Here is a 22637-nt window from a genome sequence, read left to right as displayed (position 1 = left end):
CTACTGTGGGCGCATGACTTGGCGTATGTCGGATATCCCTGACCTGACCGGACGACTGGCGCTCGTGACGGGCGCTACCAGTGGACTCGGGTACGAGACCGCGCTGGAGCTGCTCAGACACGGCGCGGACGTGCTGGTCGGGGCACGCAATCCGGAGAAGGCCGCGCAGGCAGCCGAGACGCTCCAGCAGAAGGCCGGAAAGGCGCCGACCGTACTGGAGCTGGATCTCGCCGATCTCACGAGTGTGGAGAAGGCGGCCGGCGAGGTCCTCGCGTCGTACGACCGGCTGGATCTGCTGATCAACAACGCCGGCGTGATGGCGCCGCCGTACCGGCAGACCATTGACGGGTTCGAGTTGCAGCTCGGCACCAACCACCTCGGTCACTTCGCGTTGACCGGCCGCTTGCTGCCGCTGCTGCTCAACGGCAGCCGCGTCGTCACGGTCAGCTCGTTCATGCACAAGACCGTGCGCGGCATCAGCGAGGGCGATCTTCGTCAGCCGGCGAGCGGCTACCGGAAGTGGGAGTCGTACAGCAAGTCGAAGCTCGCCAACGTCCTCTTCATGCTCGAGCTCGACCGCCGCGCGCGTGCTGCCGGAGTTGACCTGCTGAGCGTCGGCGCCCACCCCGGGTACGCCGCTACGCACCTCCAGGTCGCTGGTCCGGAGCTGGCCGGCAATGCCCGTCAGGCACAGCTCTGGGAAGTAGCCACCCGCCTCGTCGCGCAGTCTGCCGCCGCCGGCGCGTGGCCCAGCCTGTACGCCGCGACGTACCCGGACCTGCGCTCCGGCTCGTTCGTCGGTCCGCGCTTCTTCGAGTACCGCGGTACGCCGAAGGTCGTGCGGCCGAGCCGGACCGCGCAGGACGCCGAGCTGGCCAAGCGCCTCTGGGACTGGTCGGTCGAGTCGGCCGGCGTGGATCCAGCACTCACCGTGCCGAGGTAGTGACACAGCGGCAACTTTCTGGTTACCCTCCGGTAATTCCTAACCGCCGGAGGTCCTGGTGCGCAGACTTGCCGCCGCCCTAGTCGCCCTAGCAGTCGCCCTGACCCTGATCACGATCGGCCCGCGCGCTGACGCCAGCCAGGCGGCGCCCGGTTTCAGTACGGCGTACCAGCGCATCCCCGGCGCCGGTGGCACCGAGATCGGCGCGGTCGTGCTCACGCCGACCGGGCAGGGCGACGGCCCGTTCCCGCTCGTGGTGATGCCGTCGAGCTGGGGTGTGCCGAACGTCGAGTACGTCGGCCAGGGTACGAAGCTGGCCACGGCAGGGTTCCAGGTGATCTCCTACTCGAGTCGCGGCTTCTGGGACTCGGGCGGCGGTATCGACATCGCCGGCCCGCCGACCGTCGACGACGTCAGCAAGGTGATCGACTGGGCCGGACGGCACACCCCGGCGGACACCAGCCGGGTCGCTGCGGTGGGCATCTCGTATGGCGCGGGTACGTCGCTGCTCGCCGCCGCGAAGGACTCGCGGATCAAGGCGGTCGGGGCGCTCAGCGGATGGGCCGACCTGATCCGCTCGCTGGATCCGAACGACACGGTCGCGCTCCAGTCCGTCGCCGGCCTGCTTGCCTTGGGCAACATCACCGGGCGGCCCGGTCCGGAGATGGCGTCGCTGCAGACGAAGTTCGTCACGGGCGACTTCGACGGTGCGATCGCGGAGGCCGCGCAACTGTCGCCGGCGCGGTCGGCGGCGACGATGGTAGACCAGATCAACGCGAAGAAACCGGCTGTGTTCCTGGCGAATGCGTTCGAGGACTCGATTTTCCCGCCGTCGCAGTACACGGACTTCTTCTCCAGCCTGACCGGGCCGAAGCGGCTCCTGCTCGCACACGGCGATCATGCAACGCCGGAGGTGACCGGGGCGGTTGGTCTACCGAACGAGACGTGGGACGAGCTCGTGGGCTGGCTTCGGCACTACCTCACGGGTGCTGACAACGGCGCCGATTCCGAGGCGCCGGTGCAGTTGAAGTCGCAGCGTGGAGTGTGGCGTGGGTACGGGTCGTGGGCTGCGGTCGGGCAGGAGCGTACGTCGTACCTCACGAAGGCCGGGGCGCTTCAGAGCGCGGCGTCGAACGGATGGAGCCGGTCGATCGGGGCTGGTATACCAACGGTCGCGGACAGCGGGGTGGCGCTCGTATCGGGTGCGCTGCAAGGGTTGTTGTCGATTCCGGTCGGCGTGGCGACGCCGTTGGTGGATCGGTCGTTCGCCGGGGTGTGGTCCGGGCCGACGGTCGGCCGCGCGACGGTCGTGAACGGTACGCCGAAGGTGCACGTGACCGTGACGCCTTCGGCGGCCAGTACTTCGCTGTTCGCCTATCTGTACGACGTTGATGCGCTGGGAGTCGGGTCGTTGATGTCACACAAGCCGTACACGTTGCGCGGTGCCGCAGCGGGGAAGGCCGTGCCGCTCGACATCAGGTTGGAGGCGACGAGCTGGGAGGTGCCGGCCGGGCATCATCTCGTGCTCGTCGTGGACACGGTCGATCCGCGGTACCTGGGGCGGAGTGTGATCGGGTCGACGGTGGCGTTCAGCTCGCCCGCCGGTGATCCGTCGTGGGTCAGCGTTCCGGTGGCGGCGTGAGCGTCAGCCGCCGAGGATTCCTCGGCTTCACCGCGGCCGCGCTCGCTCCCGTCCACCAGGCCGCGGCCCGAGAAGTACCAGAGCCCGACGCGGACGACGGCACGCTGTATCTCGGGACCTACGGAGACGGGATCGGCATCGCGTCGTACGACGCTGCCGGGAAGATCACCGCGACCGGCAGCATCGCTGGTATACCAAACGCATCCTTCGTGATCCGGTCCGGCAGCTTCCTGTACGCCGTGAACGAACAGGACGCCGGCGCCGTCACGGCGATCGACATCTCGGGCACCCCGCGCGTGCTGAATCGTCAACCCAACAAGGGATCCGGACCCTGCCACCTGGCCAAGATCGGCGACTACTTGCTCAGTGCGAACTACGGCTCCGGTGACATCGCAGTCCATCCGATCGCCGCAGATGGGAGCCTTGGGCAACAGACCGACCTGGTCAAGCACGAGGGCTCCGCGCCGCACGCACATCAGGTAGTGCAGGCGGGCGAGTACGTGCTGGCGGTCGATCTCGGCACCGACTCGATCTACACCTACACGCTTGCGGACGGCAAGCTCGCGCTGCAGCACCAGGCCAAGGTCAAGACCGGCGCAGGTCCGCGCCATTTGGTATTCCATCCGTCCGGCAACTACGCATACGTCGCCGACGAGCTCGACAGCACGGTCACGGTCTGCGGGTACGGCGACGGCGTACTGACCGTGCTGGAGTCGATCCCGGTGGCTACGGGGGAGAACTACCCAGGGGAGGTGGTCATCTCCGCCGATGGACGGTTCGTCTACGTGACGAACCGCGGGCACAACAGCGTCGCGGTCTTCAGCACCGACGGGCCGCACCTTGAGCTCGTTGGTATACCAAATTGCGGCGGGGATTGGCCGCGGCACTGTGCGTTCGACCCGACCGGCCGCCTGTTGTTCGTCGCCAACCAGAAGTCGAACAACATCACCACCTTTTTGGTAGACCAAACGACCGGCGGCCTGACCCTGACGAGCGACTTCAGCACCCCGACCCCGGTCTGCGTCACTGTCTGATCCCGGCTGGTTCGGGATGCGAAGTCATCGCCTACCCCTGATCCTGGTAGGTAACGATCAGGGGAGGTGAGTGCGATGGCCGCACCCAGCCAGGTGCTCGCGCCCCGATCGACGATCCGGTTCCGGCCGCCGCGGTTCGGGCTGGGTGGTTCGCATCTCGGCGAGCCGCCGGGCCCGGAAGGCGACGCGGCCGCGGCAGCCACCGTGGACGCGGCCTACCAGGCCGGCATCCGCTTCTTCGACACCTCACCGGCGTACGGCGACTCGGAGCGGAGACTCGGCACGGCGCTTCAGAAGCGGCCACGTGGCGAGTTCCTCGTGTCGACGAAGCTGGTCGGAGACGATCCGAAGGCCTCGATCCACCAGAGCCGCAATGACCTGGGGCTCGCCATCGACCTCGTGTTCGCCCAGGACGAGTCGGCGTACCCGGTCCTGGATCGATTACGGCGCAAGGGCACGATCAAGGCTGTCGGCGCGGTGTCGGACGACTGGCAGGTGCTCGACCGGCTGGTAGGCGACGTCGAGTTCGACTGCGTGCTCCTCACCGCGCAGTACTCGCTGCTCGACCGTTCCGCCGTACCGCTGCTGGATCGTTGCCTTGCGCGCGGAGTCTCCGTGATCGTGTCCGGCGTACTCACGCCGCAGGTGCTACAGGCCGACACCGTTGAGGCGCGACGGCTCTCCGCGGTCTGCGAGCGGTACGGCGTCTCCCTGCCGCAGGCCGCGCTGGCCTTTCCCAACAGGCATTCCGCCGTCACATCCGTGCTGATCGCGGCGTCGTCACCGGCCGAGATCCGGGCCGACGCGGCGCTCGTCCGTCAGCCGGTGCCGGAGCGGCTGTGGCGCGATCCCGAGTTGCTGCGCTTGCTATCGTGAAGCTGTAGGAGCTCGAAGCGGGCTCCCCGGACGAGCGGCGCCGTACCCGGTCTGACAAGACGGCGCCTCACCCTGTGTTGGAGGGGGTCGTCCTCATGCATGCACTCGACGTTCTCGAGATCGTTGGCGCGGTCACCATTCTGATCGCGTTCGCCGCCGCGCAGGCCGGCCGGCTGCGTCAGCGCACCATCGCGTACCAGCTGATGAACCTGCTCGGCTCCGGAGTACTGGCCACCATCGCCGCCATCCAGCTCTCCTGGGGCTTCCTGCTGCTCGAGGGCAGCTGGGCCGTGATCAGCCTGATCGGCCTGCTCACCCTCAAACGACACCAGAGGGCAACCCGGCCGGAGGACCGCTAGAACTTGTCGCCCGGGGCCGTCGCGGTGCCTGAGCCCGACGGAAGAGTGGTCGGAACACCGGTCGGCACCGGGCTCGGGCTGACCGAGATGGACGGCGACGTGGAGCCGGTGCCCGGTGGCGGCGTGGTCGGCGTGACGGTGACGGTGGCCGTGTTGTTCGGCGTCGGGATGACGGGCTCGGGCTCGAGCGGCTGCGCATGGCGGAACAGGAGCCACGCCAGGAAGACGGCGAGCGCCATGATCAGCGCCATCGTCAGCAGCGCGAACGCGAGCGCCCAGCGGGACGCCGGGCGGAGAACGTTCGGCCACGGCAGCGGCCAGATCCGGAACAGACCGGGACGGCGGCGGCTCTCCCAGTAGTGGCGGAACTCCGGCCCGCGCAGCTTGCCGATCTGCGGGACGCGATCCATCAGGACCGCGGACAGGATCTCCTCGCCGCGACGCTCCGCGATCAAGCGCTCGTCGGAGGCCGCGCTCGACCCGTCGTCCTCCCGGATCGGCCCGATCGCGACCCACAGCGCCAGGTCGTTGTCGTCGGAGTCGTTGTGCCCGAGTACGGCGTCCTCGGGCAGATCGTCGACGGCGTACACGAACCGGTCGCGGGCGGCCGCGTCGTCGGCGGAGCCCTCGGTCATCATCGCGACGACCACATGCCGGCCGGTCTCGTCGCTGGCCGTGTACAGGTAGCCGGCCGCGTTCGCGCCGAGCCGGCCGCGGAGCCAGAACTCGCCGACGCGGGGCGGATCCTCCGGCTGCAGCGGCAGCGCCTCCGGAATCTCCAGCGCAGGCCGCTCCTCCGGCGCGTCCGCCGGCTGCACCTCGGGCTGGGATTCGGTCGCAGTCATCACCCCAATCCCACCACATGCCCGGTAGCAGTGTCGTGGGGAGGCGGGATTTGGCGCGGAGGGGCAGGATGGACGGGGACGCGGTGGGCCCTGCGGCGCTGGCCCCGGTGATCTGATGGAATGACCGGTGTTGCGAAGTGGGGAATGACAGTGTTTGACATGGTCCGCACGCGGACCCCGGAAGGACAGGCATGACCGAAACGACGATGCCCGCAGGAACGGTGGCCCAGCAGTCCCGGCTGATCGGCGAGGCCATCGGTGAGGTCAAGCGGGTGATCGTCGGCCAGGAGCACATGGTCGAGACCCTGATGGTGTCGCTGCTCGCGAAGGGGCACTGCCTGCTCGAGGGCGTCCCGGGCGTGGCCAAGACGCTGGCCGTCCGCACGTTCGCAAGCGTGGTCGGCGGCACGTTCGCCCGGATCCAGTTCACCCCGGACCTGGTCCCCTCCGACATCGTCGGCACCCGGATCTACCGGCAGACCCGCGAGACCTTCGACATCGAGCTCGGTCCGACGTTCGTGAACTTCGTGCTGGCCGACGAGGTCAACCGCGCCCCGGCCAAGGTCCAGTCGGCGATGCTGGAGCTGATGGCCGAGCGGCAGGTGTCGATCGGCGGCCAGACCTTCCCGATGCCGAAGCCGTTCATCGTCATCGCCACCCAGAACCCGATCGAGTCCGAGGGCGTCTACCCGCTGCCGGAGGCGCAGCGCGACCGGTTCCTGGTCAAGATCGACGTGCCGCACCCGCGCGGGCACGAGGAGTTCGAGATCCTCCGCCGGATGAGTGTCGATCCGCCCGAGCCGCGGCAGGTGCTCAAGCCGGAGACGATCCTGGAGCTGCAGCGCTCGGCCGAGCAGGTGTTCGTGCACAACCTGGTCGCGGAGTACGCCGTCCGCCTGGTGATGGCGACCCGGACGCCCACCGACTTCCACCTGCCCGACCTGGAGCCGATCATCGAGCTGGGTGTCAGCCCGCGCGCGACCCTCGGCCTGATCGCGGCCGGCCGGGCGCTGGCGCTGATCCACGGCCGGGACTACCTGCTGCCGAGCGACATCCAGACCGTCGCGCTGGACGTGATGGGCCACCGCCTCGGCCTGACCTTCGACGCGGTCGCCGACAACATCGACCCGCGGGCCGTGATCGAGCGGATCCTGGCCACCGTTCCGCCGCCGCAGCCAGTCTGGCGCGACGGCGCCGACGGCACCGGCCGCCCGGAGTTCGTGTAGTGCCAAACCGACGAGACCCGCGGGCTGCGATGACGATCTCGCAGCTCGCTCCCGAGCGTGCGCTGCGGCGGCTGGAGCTGACCGTCGTACGGCGGCTCGAGGGTTACCTGCACGGCGAACACCTGGGGCTGCTCCCGGGACCGGGCACCGAGCTGGCCGAAGCGCGCGAGTACCAGGTCGGTGACGACGTACGGCGAATGGACTGGGCGGTCACCGCGCGGACCACGATCCCGCACGTCCGCGACCTGATCGCGGACCGCGAGCTGGAGACGTGGGCGCTGGTCGACCTGTCCGGCTCGATGGACTTCGGTACGTCGACGCTCGAGAAGCGTGAGCTGGCCGTGGCCGCCGTTGCGACCGTCGGGTTCCTGACGCACCGTCTCGGTGACCGGTTCGGTGGACTGATGCTTCGCGACTCGGCGCTGCGGCGCTGGCCGGCGCGGTCCGGCCGGCTCGCGCTCTACGGTCTGCTGCGCGCGCTGCTCGCCGAGCAGTTCAGTGGTGACGAAGAGGCGCACCGCAGTGATCTGGCCGCGGCGCTGGAATCGATGGCCCGGACGCAGCGCAAGCGTGGACTCCGCGTGATCGTGTCCGACTTCCTCACCCCGCAGGACGGCGAGGTCGCATCCCAGATCGAGCCGTCGTGGGAGCGGGCGATGCGCAAGCTCACCGCTCAGCACCAGGTGCTCGCGGTCGAGATCGTCGACCCGCGCGAGCTCGAGCTGCCGAACATCGGCGTCGTCACGATCGGTGACCCGGAGACCGGCGAGGTGCGCGAGATCGACACCCGCCGGCGCAAGGTCCGCGAGGCGTTCGCGGTCGCGGCTCTCGCGCAGCGGGAACGAACCCGGGCCGCCCTGCGTAGGGTAGGTGCGGGGCACCTTGTGCTGCGGACCGACCGCGACTGGGTCGCCGACACCGTGCGGTTCGTGCTCGCCTACCGGCGAGTGGCGCCCCGCCTGCACCAACCGCCGAAGGGAGTGGCTCGCTGATGGAGTTCCTGTCTCCGGCCAGATTGTGGTTCCTGCTGCTCATCCCGCTGATCGTCGCGGGGTACATCTTCCTCCAGCACCGCCGCTCGCAGTACGCGCTGCGCTTCACCAACATCGCGCTGCTGGACCGGGTCGCGCCGCGCCGGCCGCAATGGCGGCGGCACCTGGCCGTCGGGCTGGCGCTGCTGGCCGCGATGACCTGCATCCTGGCGTTCGCGCAGCCCAAGGACAAGGTCAAGGTGCCGCGCGAGCGGGCCACGATCGTGGTCGCGATCGACGTCTCGCTGTCGATGATGGCCACCGACATCGAGCCGAACCGGCTGGAGGCGGCGAAGGAGTCGGCGAAGGAGTTCGTCAACAACCTGCCGACGAAGTTCAACGTGGCGCTGGTCAACTTCGCCGGTACGGCGTCCATCATCGTGCCGCCGACCACGGACCGGGCGACCATCGACCGGTCGATCGACGGGCTCGAGCTGGCGGAGTCGACCGCGACCGGTGAGGGCATCTTCACCTCGCTGCAGGCGCTCACCCAGGTCCCGCCGGATCCCGCCCACCCGAACGACCCGGCCCCGGCCCGCATCGTGATGCTGTCCGACGGCAAGCGCACGGTCGGCCGGACGGCGCAGGAAGGCGCGCAGGCCGCCAAGGCGAAGAACACCCCGGTCTACACGATCTGCTTCGGCACCGACTCCGGCTTCATCGAGATGGACGGCATCCGGCAGCGCGTACCACCGGACCGCACCGAGCTGCGCAGCATCGCCGAGACCACCGGCGGCGAGGCATACACCGCGGAGTCCGCCGGCGAGCTCAAGGACGTGTACAAGGACATCGGCTCCTCGGTCGGGTACGACGAGGTCGACAAGGAGATCACCGCGCGGTACGCCGGCATCGCCATGCTCTTCACCCTGGCCGCCGCCGGCGCCTGCATCGCGCTCGCCTCGCGCTTCCCCTGATCGCTGCTACGTCCCGTTGATCAGACGTGTGGCGAGATCCGGGCTGAACTGCCCGGCCGGGACGGTCGGAGCGATTCCGCACTGGCCGTCGGAGTCGCCGGGGACCTTGACCCAGAGCAGCAGCTCGGCGCCGCCGCCTACCTGACTCGCGGCGCCGAGTTTCCGGCTGGCCGGGTTGCACCACTCGCCGTTCGAGCCGTTGCCGTTGCGGCTGGTGTCGATGACGAACGGCTTCGGCACCGACATGTTCGCGCGTACGTCGTTCGCGTAGGTCACCGAGGCGGCCGTGGTGTAGTAGTTCGACACGTTGACCACGAACCCGTGGGCCGCACTCACCCCGGCGCCGCCGAGGCGCTGCGCCATCGTTGCCGCTGGCACCCATCCGGCGTTGCCGGCGTCGAGGTACGCCCAGGTGTTCGGCGCCCGGTCGCGGAACTGCTGCAGGGCGAAGGCGAGCATGTCGTTCCGCTCGGCGATCTGCGCGTCGGTCATGCAATTGAAGTCGCCCAACGCGTCGGGCTCCACGATCACGATCGCGGGGCGGCCGCGGATCGAGTCCGCGAACGCCGAGATCCAGTCCCGGTACGCCGCCGGCGAACCCGCCCCGCCGCCGGAATGGCCGCCGCAGGCGTCACGGCCGGGCAGGTTGTACGCGACCAGGATCGGCAACTTGTCCGCATTGTCGGCCGCACCCACGAAGCCGCCGACCATCGCACCGATCGTGGTCCCCGCGGGTGGATTGGCGAACCAGCGCGCCATCGGCTCGGCGGCGATGTTGTTCTGGATGCTGCTCGCCCTGGAGTCGCCGGGATTGGCACGGACCCAGGTCGCCGGGTTCGAGTTCGGATCGACGTAGAAGCCGCTGGTCAGGTCGATCGGACTGGCCTGAACGTTCGCTGTCACTGGTGCCTGATGGCCGGAAGCCTTCTGGCTGTCGGCGTACGCGGTCAGCCACGCGAGCGCGGAGTTCCAGTTGATCGCGACCTCGTTCGTCGAGTACGAGCCGATGTCGTCGAGGTAGCACTTGGCCGGAGCGCAGCCGGGCAGGTTGCGCTGGGCAACCGGATCCTGCAGGTGCGAGTTCGGGCCGCCGGCCAGGGAACCCGGGTACGGCGAGGGCAGCGCCGGGTTCAGCGAGTGCGCCCAGAAACGGTGGTGCTGGTTGTGGCTCGCTCTCTCGCCGTACCCGGTGACGTAGGACTGGTTGATGGCGTTCCGTCCGAGCAGGTAGTCCAGCGACTCCAGGGCGGCCGAGCGGTAGGCGGCCCGCCCGGTGAGATCGCCGGCGATCGCGAGGATCATCGCGTCGTTCGCCGTACCGGAGTTGGAGCCCCAGACATACTGGCCGTCGGCCGGCTTGTACGGGTTCGCGTAGCCCTGCGACCGGAGGTCGGAGAGGTACGTGTCGGCCGCGGTGGCGATCCGCTGGCGCAGCTTGCGCTGGTCGATTGTTGACAATCGCCACGGCGTCCGCGCGAGCGCGAGATCGGCCAGCCCGCCGGTCTCCTGCCACGAGAACCCGTCGGCGGCGTTGAGCGTCGTGGTGATGAACCGCTTGTACGACGCTTTGCCCGTCGTCGCGAACAACTCGGCCGCGGCCCATGAGAACTCGTCCGTCACCTTCGTGTCGTCGTACGCACCGCCGCCCTCACCCCCGGCCGGCGCATAGATCGCCGGGTGCTGACGTGCCGCGCTCCAGGCCGTCTCCGCAGCCGACAGGCAGTGGGCCGCGAACTTCTTGTCCCACTTGGCGTAGACGCGCGCGCAGCGGGCACCGACGGCGGCGAGGTTGAGGGTGGCCGCCGTCGACACCGGGTAGAGGTAGCGCGGCTGGGGGTCGTCGGCCGGGGCGAGTCCGAGGCCGGTCCATTTCTCGTCGTGGACCTTGTGGTGCACCATGCCGGACGGCGCTTGCATCCGCAGCAGGAAGTCGAGCTCCCATCTCGCCTCGTCCAGCACGTCTGGCGTGCGATTGCCCGCCTCGGGGATCTTCAAGGCGACGCCAGGACCGGTCTCCTCGTACAGATCGAGGAGCTGCCACGCCGCGAGAGCGCCGTTGACGACGTACTTGCCGTGATCGCCGGCGTCGTACCAGCCGCCGCGGACGTCGAGGCTGTAGTCGCACGTGCCGGGGTAGCAGGGGACGGACGTGTCGCCCTGGTTGGGCGCGACGCCGAGGTGGCCGGCGGCCCGCGCGTACGTGTCGCCGACGTACTTCGCCTCGATCGGGATGCCGCTGCGGTTGTTGTAGAAGTACGCGAGTGCGTCCCGGCGGAGGCCGGAGTACACGTGGTTGCCGATGTCGAACGGCTCGCTGACGTCGTCGCCGACGGCCAGCCGGAAGCCGGAGCCGGTGCCGCGGTACGAGCCGAAGTCGATCAGCTGGACGTCGTCGCCGGACATCGCATCCGTACCATACGGTTTGGTATGCCCGCTGCCGACGACCTGGTTGCCCGCGGCAAGCAATCGCCAGGCGAGCGGGGTGGTCGCCGTCGTCACGTAGGTGGCTCGCTTCGGTCCACTGGCGACGTACCCGAGCTGGTTGACGCGGACCGGCGAGCCGAAGTCGCGCACCCCACCGGGTGGCACGACGCCGCCGACGACGGAGATGTTGTCGAGGCACAGCGTGTACGGCTCGGTCGCGCCACCGGCCTGGAACGAGACCTGCCCGTGCGTGTCGGTGACCGGTGAGGTGCCGGTGAACGTGAACGTCTGCGCGGTCGTCGTGGCGTCGACGGGCTGGTTGAGCACGGTCGCGTGCGGCGCGGCGGCCTGCTGGAGGACGGCGCGGAACTGGACCGGCCGGCTGGTCGACGCGTCGAAGCGCAGCGTGTACGGCTGCCCTTGCTCGAGCGGGAGATCGTCCTGGCCGATCATCGAGTCCCAGACATTCACCGTGCCGGCCGGGATCTGGGCGCAGAGCCGGCCGTCGTCGACCGCGGACGGCGTGTTGGCGCTCGTCCACCACGGGTCCTTCGCGGTGTCGAACGTCCCGTTCAGCACCCGCTCGTACTGCGGATCGGCGGCGACGGCCGGGATGGTGACGGCCGGGGTAATGACGGTCAGGGGGAGAACTGCGGCGAGGGCAAGGGTCAGGACTCGCCGGGGGGCGGTGGGCATCGGTCCTCCAGAACGCTTGGGAGCGCTTCCAGTTTCTCGGCATCGTGCCGAGCTGCGGAGGCGGTGTCAAGGGCGTGGCACACTGCTGAGAGCGCTTCCGGTTTTTGCCCTGATGAATCACCACTGAAGGATCAGCCCTGTGACCGACCTCCGTAAACGGCAAGTGACGCTCGACGAAGTCGCCGAGCGGGCCGGCGTGTCCCGGTCGGCGGCGTCCCGGGTGCTCAACAACGCCCCACACGTCAGCAAGGCGAAGCGCGAGGCGGTCCAGCGGGCAGTCGCCGACCTCGGATACGTGCCGAACGCGTCGGCCCGCGCGCTGGCGACGCAGCAGGTCGGCGCCGTCGTGCTCGCGATCTCCAGCGACAACCCGGAGGTCTTCGCGGATCCGTTCTTCGCCGAGGTCGTGGTCGGGATCAGTTCGGTGCTCGAGGAGACCGAGCTCGAGTTGATGCTGATGATGGCGACCTCGACCCGCGGTCAGACCCGGCTCGAGCGGCTGTTGCGGACCAGGCAGACCGACGGCGTGATGCTGATGTCGATGCACGGCGACGATCCGCTCGCCCGGCTCGCCGAGCAGGCCGACGTACCCGTCGTGTTCGGCGGCGCACCGATCGCCTTCGAGCCGCAGTACTACGTGGACGCGGACAACCGTGGTGGCGCCCGGCTGGCCACCGAGCATCTGATCGCGACCGGTCGGCGGCGGATCGCGACGATCACCGGGCGAATGGACGAGGGCGCGGGCGTTGCGCGGTACAAGGGTTATCAGGAGGCGCTCGCGGTCGCCGGGCTGGATGCGAGCCGCGTCGTACACGGCGACTTCTCCGAGGACGGCGGGACCCGGGCGATGCACGAGCTACTCGCCAAGCATCCGGACCTGGACGCGGTCTTCGTCGCCTCCGACCAGATGGCAATCGGCGCGCTCCGGGTCCTTACCGACGCCGGCCGAGCCGTCCCCGGCGATGTCGCGATCGTCGGCTTCAACGACGTCACCGCCGCCCGCCACACCACCCCGCCCCTCACCACGATCAGCCAGCCGATCCAGTCCCTCGGCCGCGAGCTCGCCCGCATGCTGCTGGCAACCATCGCTGGGGAGGCCCCGAGCCCTCTGATCCTCCCCACCCGCCTGGTCCGGCGCGCCTCGACGTAGATCGCGACACGACGGTGATGTAGTTGACACGGCGAGGTTGCTGGTGTTGGAGGGGGCCGTGGTGCAAGATGTACGAGTGTTCCACGGGGCATCTCGTGATGCCTTGAGGGACAGGTACCGCCAGGACTGACAGGAAAGTGTTCGAGAACGCTGGGGAAGGCGCCCCTCGAGCACAGGAGGTCCCGGTGGCGACGACTCGTGGCGTTCTGTACGTCCACACGGTGCCGTCAGCGTTGTGCCCTCATGTCGAGTGGGCCGCGGGCGGCATCCTTGGCGTGCCCGTGAAACTGGATTGGACACCGCAGCCGGCGGCCCAGGGCACGTACCGGGCCGAGCTGTCCTGGCAGGCCGAGGCCGGCACCGCGGCCAAGCTGGCATCCGCCCTGCGCGGGTGGCAGAAGCTGCGGTTCGAGGTCACCGAGGAGCCGAGCAACGGCGTCGAGGGCGAGCGGTACTCGTTCACGCCCGAGCTCGGGGTCTTCCATGCGACCACCGGCGTCCACGGCGACATCATGGTGCCGGAGGAGCGGCTGAAGGCGGCCATGCTGAAGGCGGCCAGCGGCGAGGCCGACCTGACCGAGGAGGTTGAGCGTCTACTCGGCCGCCCCTGGGACGACGAGCTCGAGCCCTTCCGCTACGCCGGCGACGGCGCCCCCGTCCGCTGGCTCCACCAGGTCGTCTGAACGGTTCCTGAGAACTTCAGAAGAAAGCCGTGAACGGCGGAGCTTTCCGCGAACTTTTCGATGAGACTGAGCATCAGACGTTCTACAAGGGTGGGAGGGGCCGTGGCCGCTGGGCCACCGGGTGTCGGGACACCCCCGGTGGTTGTTAACAACAGCGGCCGCACCACGTGAAGGGCACGGATCTCCGGATCCGTGCCCTTCAAGCCGTCTAAGCGCAGTAAGCCGTCTAAGCGCAGTAAGCCGTCTAGCGCAGTAAGCCGGCTGAGCGCAGTAAGCCGTTAGAGCCGCTCAGCCGACTGGTGTCATCCGGTTGCGAAGATCCGTCAAGAGTTCCAGCACCTCGTGCCACTGGGCCTGCCAGACCGAGTCGAACGGTTCGCTCGGCTGCATGATGCGGCGACTCGTCGACTTGAGCGTGCTGATCTTCGCCGCGATCGCGGCAGCGTCGTCGGGAGAGAGCGCAGGGCGTTCCTGATCGAGCCAATCTGCCGCGGCGAGGGACGCGCGGCCGAGCCGCGCGCGCAACGGGTACGCCGCTTCTGGTCGCAGGTCGGCAGTCAGAATCGCGTCGATCCTCCGCAGCGCACGCGCTCTCCGGATACTCATCTGGATCCCCCTCGAATCGCTGGTGCCAGCCTTCCGGCCTGACAGACGAACTTGTCGGCGATCGCCGCCCAGCGCAGTCCGAGTGCGACGTCAGCCGCAATGGGTGCGGCGATTCCCCGTGCCTCGGCAAGGCGGAACCGGTACAGGTCCACAGCGGCATCCGCGTCGCGGGCGAGTCCGGTCGCTCGGAACGCCGTACGGATGGATGTCGTTCGGTCGAACAGCGGTGTGCCGAGGAGGTAGCAGGCCAGGATGCTGCAATGCCTCACGACGGTAGCGATCACCGAGAGTTCGAAAGCCGCCGAACCGCCGTCCAACAGGCTTTCCCGGGCATCCGCGAGTCCGATCCGGAACCCCTCGATGTCGCCGGCTGTCCGCTGGTACGGCGGCAAGTCGGTCAGCAACTGGCGCAGGCGGGACGGCTCCGGCGAGGTGAGTGGCCGGCCTTCGAGTTTGAGATGCAGCAGGAACAACGAGCCGTAGGCGGCCATCTGCTCCACAGCCGACCAGCCGTAGGCCCGCACCGACACGTGCTCACCATCAGGTACGTCGACCGGCGCCGTTTCGTCAGTTACCACGAGGATGTCGACGTCGCTGCCGTCGTCCGCCGTGCCGCGAGCGACCGATCCGTAGAGCCAGGTTTCGGTGGTCGTCATCGCCGGAGCAGAGCTTTCAGGAGCAGCGTGACGTACATACCCGCGAACAGCACTCCACTGAGTCCTTCGAGAGTCGACAGCACTCGCGCACCGCCGGTCACATTCTCGACTGCCGACAACCGATCGATCGACAGAAAGTTGCTTAAGCTCAACCAGAACGCATCACCGAAGCCCAGGCCGCCGAACCATTTCAGAAGCGCCGGGAACAGCAGAAGAGTGCCGATGCACCCGACGATGAACAGTTGCAAAGCACTCTCACCGTGCTGCCAAAGGACTCTGTTCAGGTAGTGCCAGAACAGTGTGCCCGCAGCCTGCACCCGTCGGTTGAGCGGGAAGTGTTCTTGGTAGTAGGAGTTCTCGGCCTTGACCGCAGCCCAGAGATGCTGGTTGGTCGCACTGATGCCGGCCAGTTTGTACCTGCGTGATTCTGCCTGGTCGCCGGTCGATTCGGCGGCGCGGGACAGTTCGCCGTACAACGCCATCCGGAGGTTGGGTTCCGGTGGGGCGTTCTGCTCGATCTCGGCGAAGGGCAGGTGACAGCCGCGGAACCGTACGTAGCGAAAGTCGCACGCGCTCAGCCGGACCTTGCTGAAGCTGCAGTCGACGAACTGACAGCCGACGAACTTCGTCGAGCGGAGCTCGGTTCCCCGGAAGTAGCAGTCGACGAACACGCAGTTCAGGAAGCTCGAGTTCACGAGCTTCGCGTCCTTGAAGCTCATGTTCGCGAACGTACTGTGCGCGTACTCGGCCCCCTTCACCTCGAGCCGGTTGGCGCGCTCGTGGGCGATGAGAACCGCCTCGTCGCGGTACGGCGCCTCGAACTCCGCGAGCTTCAGTCCTGCCGTCGGCACATTCACTCGCGATGGATAGCACGATGCTCACGCTGAGTGCAACGGTTTCTTACAGCGGGATGTTGCCGTGGTGGCCGCGGATCGGGCCGTTGGCTTCGGCTTTGGCGAGGGCGGTGGCCAGGGCGGTGCGGGTGCGGGTGGGCTCGACGACCTCGTCGACGACGCCGATCTCGCGGGCGCGGTCGATGCCGCCGGCAATTTTCTCGTGTTCGACGGCCAGTTCGGCCTCGACCTGTGGGCGGAGCTCCGGGTCGACCTCCGCGAGTTTGCGGCGGTGCAGCACGCGGACGGCGGCGACCGCCCCCATCACCGCCACCTCGGCGCGGGGCCACGCGAACACGCGGGTCGCGCCGAGCGAGCGCGCATTCATTGCGATGTACGCGCCGCCGTACGTCTTCCGCGTCACCAGCGTGACCCGCGGTACGACGGCCTCCGCGAACGCGTGCAGCAGCTTCGCACCGCGTCGTACCACGCCGTCCCACTCCTGTCCGACCCCCGGCAGATAACCCGGTACGTCGACCAGCACGACCAGCGGTACGCCGAACGCGTCGCACATGCGGACGAACCGGGACGCCTTCTCCGCCGACAGCGCGTCCAGGCAACCACCGAGGCGGAGCGGGTTGTTCGCGATCACGCCGACCGTACGGCCACCCAGCCGGCCGAGTGTGGTGACGATGTTCGGCGCCCAGCGCTGGTGGAGCTCGACGACAGGATGGTCAGCAGACTCGTCGAGCACCCCTCCGACCAGCGGGTGGACGTCGTACGCGCGCTTGGCCGACTCCGGCAGGAACCCGGACAGATCGGTGTCCGGGATGTCCGTGGACATCGAGCCCTGGTTCGCGAGGAGATCGGTCAGCCGACGGGCCTGCTCCAGAGCGGCCGCCTCGGAGTCCGTCGTGATGTGGACGACGCCGGAGCGCCGGCCGTGCGGCTCGGGACCGCCGAGCCGGAGCATGTCGACGTCCTCACCGGTCACCGAGCGGACCACGTCCGGTCCGGTCACGAAGATCCGGCCCTCGGGACCGAGGATGACGATGTCGGTCAAGGCCGGACCGTAGGCCGCGCCGCCCGCCGCCGGGCCGAGGACGACGGAGATCTGCGGGATCTTCCCGGACGCCTGCGTCATCGCGTAGAAGATCTTGCCGACCGCGTGCAGGCTCAGCACACCCTCGGCCAGCCGCGCGCCGCCGGAGTGCCACAGACCGATGATCGGCACCTGCTCCTCGCGGGCGACCTCGTACGCCTTGACCACGACGTCGCAGCCCTCGTCGCCCATCGCGCCGCCCATCACGGTGGCGTCGGAGCAGAACGCGACGACCTTCGCTCCGGCGATCCGCCCGCGGGCCGCGATCATCCCCGACAGGTTGTCGGGGGTGATCAGCTCGAGACTGCCCGGATCGAGCAGGTTCGTCAGCCGGGTGACCGGGTTGCGCGGGTCCAGCTCACGAGGCGGTTTGGCGGGTTTTGCCGGAGCGATGGTCATCGGACCTCCGAAGAGTTACAGCGATTTGAAGGCGATGGCGGCGTTGTGGCCGCCGAAGCCGAACGAGTTGTTCAGCGCCGCGATGTCCCCGTCGGGCAGCTTGCGCTGCTCGGTCGCGACGTCCAGGTCGATCTGGTCGTCGAGCTTGTCCACGTTGATGGTCGGCGGCGAGACCCGGTTGTGTACGGCGAGCACGGTCGCGACCGACTCCACCGCACCGGCGCCGCCGAGCAGGTGACCGATCATCGACTTCGGCGCGGTGGCGACCGCGTGGTCTGCCTCCTTGCCGAGCGCCTGCCGGATCGCGAGCGACTCGGCGATGTCGCCCTGCGGCGTCGACGTGGCGTGCGCGTTGATGTGGAAGATGTCGGCCGGGGTCAGGTCGCCCTCGGACAACGCCCGCTCCATCGCCCGCCGCGCCCCCGAACCGGTCGGGTCCGGCTGCGCGATGTCGTGGCCGTCGGCGGAGATGCCCGCACCGGCGAGCTCGGCGTAGATCTTCGCGCCGCGCGCCTTCGCGTGCTCGTACGACTCCAGGATCAGGACGCCGGCGCCCTCACCGAGCAGGAAGCCGTCGCGGTCGACGTCCCACGGACGCGAGGCCCGCTCCGGCTCGTCGTTGCGCTTGCTCAGCGCCTGCATCATCCCGAACGCGGCCAGCGGCAGCGCCATGATCGCGCCCTCGGCGCCACCGGCGATGATCACGTCCGCGCGGCCGAGCCGGATCTGGTCCAGCCCCAGCCAGATCGCCTCGTTGCCGGAGGCGCAGGCCGAGACCGGGGTGTGCACGCCGGCCTTGGCGCCGAACTCCAGGCTGACGTACGCCGCGGACGAGTTCGGCATCAGCATCGGGATCGCCAGCGGCGACACGCGACGCGGGTTCTGCTGCAGGGCGTCGTAGTTCGAGAGGGTGGTGTGCAGGCCGCCGATACCGGACGCGACGGCGACACCGAGCCGCTCCTTGTCGAGCCCGGAGTCCTCGAGGCCGGAGTCGGCCCACGCCTCACGGGCGGCGACGACGGCGAGTTGCGCCGTCCGGTCCAGGCGGCGGGCCTTGACCCGCTCGATCACCTCGGTCGGGTCGACCGCGGCCGGTGCGGCGATCTGCACGGCCAGGTTCTGCACCCACTCGTCGGTCAGCCGCCGCGCACCGGAGCGTCCGGCCAGCAGCCCTTCCCAGGTGCTGGACACGTCGCCCCCGAGCGGGGTCGTGGCTCCGAGCCCAGTGATGACGACTCGGGTCTTCGACATGGTTACCTCATCCTTCACATGACAGATCTGCGGTTGGGAGCGAGGGGTGGGCGTTGCTCAGGCACTGCCTGTGCTGCGTGGTGCTCATCGAACCGCTGCGTCGACCACAGCTCGATGAGCACCCGGGCCAGCACGGTGACGGCGTACGTCAGCCGTTCTGGGCGCGCTCGATGAACGCGACCGCGTCGCCGACGGTCTTGAGGTTCTTGACCTCGTCGTCGGGGATCTTCACGTCGAACTTCTCCTCGGCGGCCACGACGACCTCCACCATGGAGAGCGAGTCGACGTCGAGGTCGTCGGTGAAGGACTTGTCCAGCTGGACGTCCTCCACCGGGATGCCGGCGATCTCGTTCACGATCTCGGCGAGGTTGGAACGGATCTCTTCGGTGCTGGCCATGTTCTCTGGTTCCCTTTCGGATTTCTTCTGGCTGCTACAGCCGGGTGCGGCCACCTGAGCCGCCCCCGGACAACTATGACGGAATTCTCTGGAGAGCTACGGGATGCGGATGACCTGGGCGGCGTACACGAGCCCGGCGCCGAAGCCGATGATCAGCGCGAGGTCGCCGCTCTTGGCCTCGCCGGCCTCGCGCATGGCGGTGATCGCGAGCGGGATCGACGCGGCCGAGGTGTTGCCCTGGCGCTCGATGTCGCGCGCGACCTTGACGTGCTCGGGCAGCTTCAGCGCCCGCCGCATCGCGTCGGTGATCCGCATGTTCGCCTGGTGCGGCACGAACAGGTCGAGCTGCTCGGCCTTCACGCCGGCCACGTCCAGCGCCTGTTGCGCGGTCTTCGCCATCTCGAACGACGCCCAGCGGAACACCGGGTTGCCGTCCATCGTGAGGTGCGGCCACTGGTAGCTGCCGAACACCTCCTGCCACGACTCCCGCTGGCTGATCACCTTGTGCTGCGTGCCGTCCGAGCCCCACACCACCGGGCCGATGCCCGGCTCCTCGGTCGGTCCGACAACCGCGGCGCCGGCGCCGTCGGCGAAGATGAACGCCGTACTGCGGTCGGTCCGGTCGGTGATGTCGCTGAGCCGCTCGACGCCGATCGCCAGCACGTACTTCGCGCTGCCGCCGCGGACGAGGTCATTGGCCATCGCGACGCCGTAGCAGAAGCCCGCGCAGGCTGCCGAGATGTCGAACGCGGCCGCGGTCGGGGCGCCCACCGCGACGGCGACCTGGGTCGCGATCGCCGGGGTCTGGTACAGGTGCGTGACGGTCGAGACGATGACGCAGCCGATGTCGGCCGGGTCGATGCCTGACTCGGCCAGCGCGTCCTTGGCCGCGTGCACCGACATCATCAGCACGGTCTCGTCGTCGCTCGCCCAGCGCCGCTCCTTGATCCCGGAGCGGGTCTGGATCCACTCGTCGCTGGAGTCGATCTGCTCGAGAATCTCGGAGTTCGGCACGATGCGCCGCGGCCGGTACGACCCGATGCCGAGCACGCCGGCGTACGTCGCACCGGTCGACGCCGTGATCACGAGGCGCTCCCCGCGGGGTGCAGGCGGACGAGCGGCTGTCCGGGAGCGACCGGGTCGCCCTCCTCGGCGAGCCACTCGACCACGATGCCGCCGTGCGGGGCGGTCACCTCGATCTCGTCACGCAGGCTCTTGACCGTCGCGACCACCTCGCCGGCCTCGACCTTGTCGCCGGTCTCGCGGCGGGTCTGCTCGGAGCGGGTGAAGGTGCCCTTGATCGGGGCGACCAGCAGGCGCCAGGTGGGGGAGGCGTCGATCTCGGACGGGCTGCCGTGCTTGTCCACGAACGCGCGGGCGTCGTCGAGCTGGTCCGGAGTCTTCAGCGCGAACGTCTCGACGCCCTTCAGCGCGCGCCGCGCGATCCCGGTCAGCGTGCCGGCCGGCGGCAGCTCCAGGATGCCGGTCACGTCGAGGTCCGACATGGTCTGCATGCACAGGTCCCAGCGGACCGGCGCGTTCACCTGGTTGACGAGCCGCTGCAGGACGTCGCGGCCGTCGTGGACGACGTGGCCGTCGCGGTTCGAGATCAGGCGGGTCCGCGGGTCGTGGGTGCTGATCGCGGCCGCGTACTTCGCCAGCGTCTGGACGGCCGGCTCCATGTGCCTGGTGTGGAACGCGCCGGCGACCGACAGCGGGATCAGCCGGGCCTTGGCCGGCGGATCGGCGGCGAGTGCGGCCAGCTCCTCAACGGTGCCGGCGGCAACGATCTGGCCGGGGCCGTTGTCGTTCGCCGCGGTCAGGCCGTGCTCGGCGAGCTTGGCGAGGATCTCGTCGCGGTCACCGCCCAGGACGGCGGTCATCGAGGTCGCGGTCTGCGCGGCCGCGGCGGCCATCGCCTTGCCGCGCTCGCGGACCAGGACCATCGCCTGCTCGGCGGTCAGCACACCGGTGCCGGCCGCGGCGGCGAGCTCACCAACGCTGTGACCGGCGACCGCGCCGACCTTGGTGAAGGCGTCGGCCGGGTGCGGGAACACCGCCAGCGCGGCCAGCATGCTGGACGCGACCAGCAGCGGCTGCGCGATCGCGGTGTCGCGGATCGTGTCCGCGTCGGCCTGCGTGCCGTAGTGGGCCAGGTCGAGACCGGCCACCGCGGAGAGCCAGTTCAGCCGGCTCTCGAAGACGGGATCGGCCAGCCACGGCTCGAGGAATCCTGGGGTCTGGGCACCCTGACCGGGCGCGACGATGACGAGCACGTGACCACTCTCCCTCAGCCGGGCCCCTCGAGAGCCGGAAGGCGAGCACGAATTCTCCGGGACCGGTTTGTAGGGATCCTACAAAACAGCGCTGCCCGGCTCGGGATTGAGCAGGCGACCCAAGGTCAGTGCGACACGCAATGTGAAAGCGTCGCGCGGATCGAGCGGGTTGTACGCCGTGATGTCGGCCACACGCTTCAACCGGTACCGGACGGTATTGGCGTGGATGAACATCGCCCGCGCCGTCGCCTCGATCGAACCGCCGGAATCCAGGTACGCCGAAACGGTGTCGAGAAGCACGCCATCCCCCACGGTGAGCGGGCCGTAGATCTCGTTGGCGAGCTGGCGGCGGGCGTGGCCGTCTCCGGAGAGTGACCGTTCGGGGAGCAGTTCGTCGGCCTGGACCGGCCGGGGAGCGCCCGGCCAGGCGGCTGCCGCGCGCAGGCCCGCGACGGCGGCCCGGGCCGAGGTCACGGCGGACATCAGGTCCTTCACGACCGGTCCGACGACGATCGGGCCGGGTCCAAACCAATGGGCGAGTTTTTGTACGATCTCGACAGGTTTGCTCGTACCGCCGAGTACCACCACCAGACGGTCGCCCTGGATCGCGCACAGTGCGTCAGCACCTGCCTCGCGGGCCGCCTGCCGGACCATGTCGGCCAGGTTCGAGGTGGTTTGGGCGTCCTCGGCGGTCTGGGCCCGTCCGACGACGACGGCCACCTCGGCCGATCCCGTCGTACCGGCGGCTCCGGTCCAGCCGAGGGCGGAGGCGCGGGAGCGGACCGATTCGTCCGCCTCGCCGCGGATCACGGAGTCGACGAGGAGGGCTTCCAGCCGGGCGTCCCACGCGCCGCGCATCTCGGCGGCCTGGGCGTACACGGTGGCGGCGGCGAACGCGACCTCGCGCGCGTACCGCTGGATGGCCTCGTGCACGATCGGCACGTCGTCGGGCGGGAGCAGCGTGCCGATGGTGGTCTCGATGGTCTCGATCGTCGTGCGGACCAGGTCGACGGTCTGATGCAGCGAGATCACCCGGGTGAACTCCCGCGGCGCGGATCCGAAGATCCGGGTCGGCATCGAGGAGTGCGCCTCCGGGTCGCGGAACCATTCGACGAACGCCGAGATCCCCGACTGCGCCACCAGCCCGATCCAGGACCGGTCCTGCGCCGAGAGCTCCCCGAACCAGGGCAGCTTCTCCTCCATCGCGGCCATCGCGGCGGTGGCGAGCGCCCCGGTCGCGCCCTGCAACCGCTCCGCCCGCGCCACATGCGCACCCTTCGCCACGGACCGACCA

General features: G+C 69.2%; 21 protein-coding genes and 1 riboswitch. Of the genes, 10 read left to right on the top strand and 11 right to left on the bottom strand.

Annotated elements, in window-relative coordinates:
• Positions 1 to 13 precede the first annotated feature (13 nt).
• The 5 genes from ACIA58_RS15200 (at position 14) to ACIA58_RS15180 (ending at position 4854) form a co-directional block, all read left to right on the top strand.
• Positions 14 to 943, top strand: coding sequence for an oxidoreductase (locus ACIA58_RS15200; protein WP_396404246.1), 930 nt, complete (start codon positions 14 to 16; stop codon positions 941 to 943).
• Between the two features lie 58 nt (positions 944 to 1001).
• Positions 1002 to 2585 (top strand): alpha/beta fold hydrolase, encoded by a 1584-nt coding sequence (locus tag ACIA58_RS15195; protein WP_396404245.1) that lies wholly within the window; start codon positions 1002 to 1004, stop codon positions 2583 to 2585.
• The gene (locus tag ACIA58_RS15190) at positions 2582 to 3619 is read left to right on the top strand and encodes a lactonase family protein (protein ID WP_396404244.1); all 1038 of its coding nucleotides are present in this window, start codon (positions 2582 to 2584) and stop codon (positions 3617 to 3619) included. Before ACIA58_RS15195 ends, ACIA58_RS15190 begins: the two co-directional genes overlap by 4 nt.
• Positions 3620 to 3694: 75 nt before the next feature.
• On the top strand, positions 3695 to 4495 hold the full coding sequence (locus ACIA58_RS15185; protein WP_396404243.1) for an aldo/keto reductase: 801 nt from the start codon (positions 3695 to 3697) through the stop codon (positions 4493 to 4495).
• 4 nt (positions 4496 to 4499) lie between these two features.
• Positions 4500 to 4564, top strand: a riboswitch (guanidine-III (ykkC-III) riboswitch).
• 26 nt (positions 4565 to 4590) lie between these two features.
• Positions 4591 to 4854, top strand: a complete 264-nt coding sequence (locus tag ACIA58_RS15180; RefSeq protein ID WP_396404242.1) for a hypothetical protein — start codon at positions 4591 to 4593, stop codon at positions 4852 to 4854.
• On the opposite strand, the gene ACIA58_RS15175 is transcribed toward ACIA58_RS15180, so the two are convergent.
• Complete coding sequence (locus ACIA58_RS15175; protein ID WP_396404241.1) at positions 4851 to 5699, bottom strand: hypothetical protein; 849 nt, start codon at positions 5697 to 5699, stop codon at positions 4851 to 4853. The two genes, ACIA58_RS15180 and ACIA58_RS15175, sit on opposite strands and share 4 nt — an antisense overlap.
• A gap of 191 nt (positions 5700 to 5890) precedes the next feature.
• Here ACIA58_RS15175 and ACIA58_RS15170 point away from each other — a divergent pair, with 191 nt between their 5' ends.
• Genes ACIA58_RS15170 through ACIA58_RS15160 form a run of 3 tightly spaced genes read left to right on the top strand, consistent with a single transcriptional unit; the run spans position 5891 to position 8870 of the window.
• Entirely contained in the window at positions 5891 to 6925 is a 1035-nt protein-coding gene (locus tag ACIA58_RS15170) for an AAA family ATPase (protein ID WP_396404240.1), read from the top strand.
• A 29-nt stretch (positions 6926 to 6954) separates the two neighbouring features.
• Positions 6955 to 7917: a DUF58 domain-containing protein gene (locus ACIA58_RS15165; RefSeq protein WP_130447314.1), complete on the top strand. Its 963-nt coding sequence runs from the start codon at positions 6955 to 6957 to the stop codon at positions 7915 to 7917.
• Complete coding sequence (locus ACIA58_RS15160) at positions 7917 to 8870, top strand: VWA domain-containing protein (protein WP_396404239.1); 954 nt, start codon at positions 7917 to 7919, stop codon at positions 8868 to 8870. The genes ACIA58_RS15165 and ACIA58_RS15160 overlap by 1 nt, the downstream gene beginning before the upstream one ends.
• A gap of 6 nt (positions 8871 to 8876) precedes the next feature.
• Here ACIA58_RS15160 and ACIA58_RS15155 read toward each other — a convergent pair whose 3' ends face one another.
• The gene (locus ACIA58_RS15155) at positions 8877 to 11990 is read right to left on the bottom strand and encodes a glycoside hydrolase family 9 protein (RefSeq protein ID WP_396404238.1); all 3114 of its coding nucleotides are present in this window, start codon (positions 11988 to 11990) and stop codon (positions 8877 to 8879) included.
• 139 nt (positions 11991 to 12129) lie between these two features.
• On the opposite strand from ACIA58_RS15155, the gene ACIA58_RS15150 reads away from it, so the two are divergent.
• Together ACIA58_RS15150 and ACIA58_RS15145 are read left to right on the top strand one after the other, a co-directional pair.
• Positions 12130 to 13140 (top strand): LacI family DNA-binding transcriptional regulator, encoded by a 1011-nt coding sequence (locus ACIA58_RS15150; RefSeq protein WP_396404237.1) that lies wholly within the window; start codon positions 12130 to 12132, stop codon positions 13138 to 13140.
• A 185-nt stretch (positions 13141 to 13325) separates the two neighbouring features.
• Positions 13326 to 13823 carry a DUF3145 domain-containing protein gene (locus ACIA58_RS15145; protein WP_130446981.1) on the top strand — a complete coding sequence of 166 codons (498 nt, stop codon included), beginning with the start codon at positions 13326 to 13328 and terminating at the stop codon, positions 13821 to 13823.
• A gap of 288 nt (positions 13824 to 14111) precedes the next feature.
• On the opposite strand, the gene ACIA58_RS15140 is transcribed toward ACIA58_RS15145, so the two are convergent.
• From ACIA58_RS15140 to ACIA58_RS15100, 9 genes are all read right to left on the bottom strand, one after another.
• On the bottom strand, positions 14112 to 14429 hold the full coding sequence (locus ACIA58_RS15140) for a hypothetical protein (RefSeq protein ID WP_396404236.1): 318 nt from the start codon (positions 14427 to 14429) through the stop codon (positions 14112 to 14114).
• A complete protein-coding gene (locus ACIA58_RS15135) occupies positions 14426 to 15085 on the bottom strand; it encodes a nucleotidyltransferase domain-containing protein (protein ID WP_396404235.1) in 660 nt (219 codons plus the stop codon). The genes ACIA58_RS15140 and ACIA58_RS15135 overlap by 4 nt, the downstream gene beginning before the upstream one ends.
• Positions 15082 to 15942, bottom strand: a complete 861-nt coding sequence (locus ACIA58_RS15130; RefSeq protein WP_396404234.1) for a pentapeptide repeat-containing protein — start codon at positions 15940 to 15942, stop codon at positions 15082 to 15084. The genes ACIA58_RS15135 and ACIA58_RS15130 overlap by 4 nt, the downstream gene beginning before the upstream one ends.
• Positions 15943 to 15985: 43 nt before the next feature.
• Complete coding sequence (locus tag ACIA58_RS15125; protein WP_396404233.1) at positions 15986 to 17419, bottom strand: carboxyl transferase domain-containing protein; 1434 nt, start codon at positions 17417 to 17419, stop codon at positions 15986 to 15988.
• 15 nt (positions 17420 to 17434) lie between these two features.
• Positions 17435 to 18670, bottom strand: a complete 1236-nt coding sequence (gene fabF, locus ACIA58_RS15120; protein ID WP_396404232.1) for a beta-ketoacyl-ACP synthase II — start codon at positions 18668 to 18670, stop codon at positions 17435 to 17437.
• A 148-nt stretch (positions 18671 to 18818) separates the two neighbouring features.
• Entirely contained in the window at positions 18819 to 19067 is a 249-nt protein-coding gene (locus ACIA58_RS15115) for an acyl carrier protein (RefSeq protein ID WP_130446978.1), read from the bottom strand.
• A gap of 96 nt (positions 19068 to 19163) precedes the next feature.
• Positions 19164 to 20153 carry a beta-ketoacyl-ACP synthase III gene (locus tag ACIA58_RS15110; protein ID WP_396404231.1) on the bottom strand — a complete coding sequence of 330 codons (990 nt, stop codon included), beginning with the start codon at positions 20151 to 20153 and terminating at the stop codon, positions 19164 to 19166.
• Positions 20150 to 21343, bottom strand: coding sequence for an acyltransferase domain-containing protein (locus ACIA58_RS15105; protein WP_396404230.1), 1194 nt, complete (start codon positions 21341 to 21343; stop codon positions 20150 to 20152). Before ACIA58_RS15105 ends, ACIA58_RS15110 begins: the two co-directional genes overlap by 4 nt.
• A 78-nt stretch (positions 21344 to 21421) precedes the next feature.
• Positions 21422 to 22627, bottom strand: a complete 1206-nt coding sequence (locus ACIA58_RS15100) for a PucR family transcriptional regulator (RefSeq protein ID WP_396404229.1) — start codon at positions 22625 to 22627, stop codon at positions 21422 to 21424.
• Positions 22628 to 22637 lie beyond the last annotated feature (10 nt).

Origin of the sequence: Kribbella sp. NPDC051586 (genome assembly GCF_044453965.1) — a bacterium.
GTDB lineage: Bacteria > Actinomycetota > Actinomycetes > Propionibacteriales > Kribbellaceae > Kribbella.
This window is presented reverse-complemented; position numbering and strand designations above follow the sequence as displayed.

Bases quoted from the DNA above. Each gene is read 5' to 3' on its own strand.
- ACIA58_RS15200 (WP_396404246.1), top strand. From the start codon at position 14: ATGACTTGGCGTATGTCGGATATCCCTGACCTGACCGGACGACTGGCG.
- ACIA58_RS15185 (WP_396404243.1), top strand. From the start codon at position 3,695: ATGGCCGCACCCAGCCAGGTGCTCGCGCCCCGATCGACGATCCGGTTC.
- ACIA58_RS15180 (WP_396404242.1), top strand. From the start codon at position 4,591: ATGCATGCACTCGACGTTCTCGAGATCGTTGGCGCGGTCACCATTCTG.
- ACIA58_RS15175 (WP_396404241.1), bottom strand. From the start codon at position 5,699: ATGACTGCGACCGAATCCCAGCCCGAGGTGCAGCCGGCGGACGCGCCG.
- ACIA58_RS15170 (WP_396404240.1), top strand. From the start codon at position 5,891: ATGACCGAAACGACGATGCCCGCAGGAACGGTGGCCCAGCAGTCCCGG.
- ACIA58_RS15165 (WP_130447314.1), top strand. From the start codon at position 6,955: ATGACGATCTCGCAGCTCGCTCCCGAGCGTGCGCTGCGGCGGCTGGAG.
- ACIA58_RS15160 (WP_396404239.1), top strand. From the start codon at position 7,917: ATGGAGTTCCTGTCTCCGGCCAGATTGTGGTTCCTGCTGCTCATCCCG.
- ACIA58_RS15155 (WP_396404238.1), bottom strand. From the start codon at position 11,990: ATGCCCACCGCCCCCCGGCGAGTCCTGACCCTTGCCCTCGCCGCAGTT.
- ACIA58_RS15140 (WP_396404236.1), bottom strand. From the start codon at position 14,429: ATGAGTATCCGGAGAGCGCGTGCGCTGCGGAGGATCGACGCGATTCTG.
- ACIA58_RS15135 (WP_396404235.1), bottom strand. From the start codon at position 15,085: ATGACGACCACCGAAACCTGGCTCTACGGATCGGTCGCTCGCGGCACG.
- ACIA58_RS15125 (WP_396404233.1), bottom strand. From the start codon at position 17,419: ATGACCATCGCTCCGGCAAAACCCGCCAAACCGCCTCGTGAGCTGGAC.
- fabF (WP_396404232.1), bottom strand. From the start codon at position 18,670: ATGTCGAAGACCCGAGTCGTCATCACTGGGCTCGGAGCCACGACCCCG.
- ACIA58_RS15115 (WP_130446978.1), bottom strand. From the start codon at position 19,067: ATGGCCAGCACCGAAGAGATCCGTTCCAACCTCGCCGAGATCGTGAAC.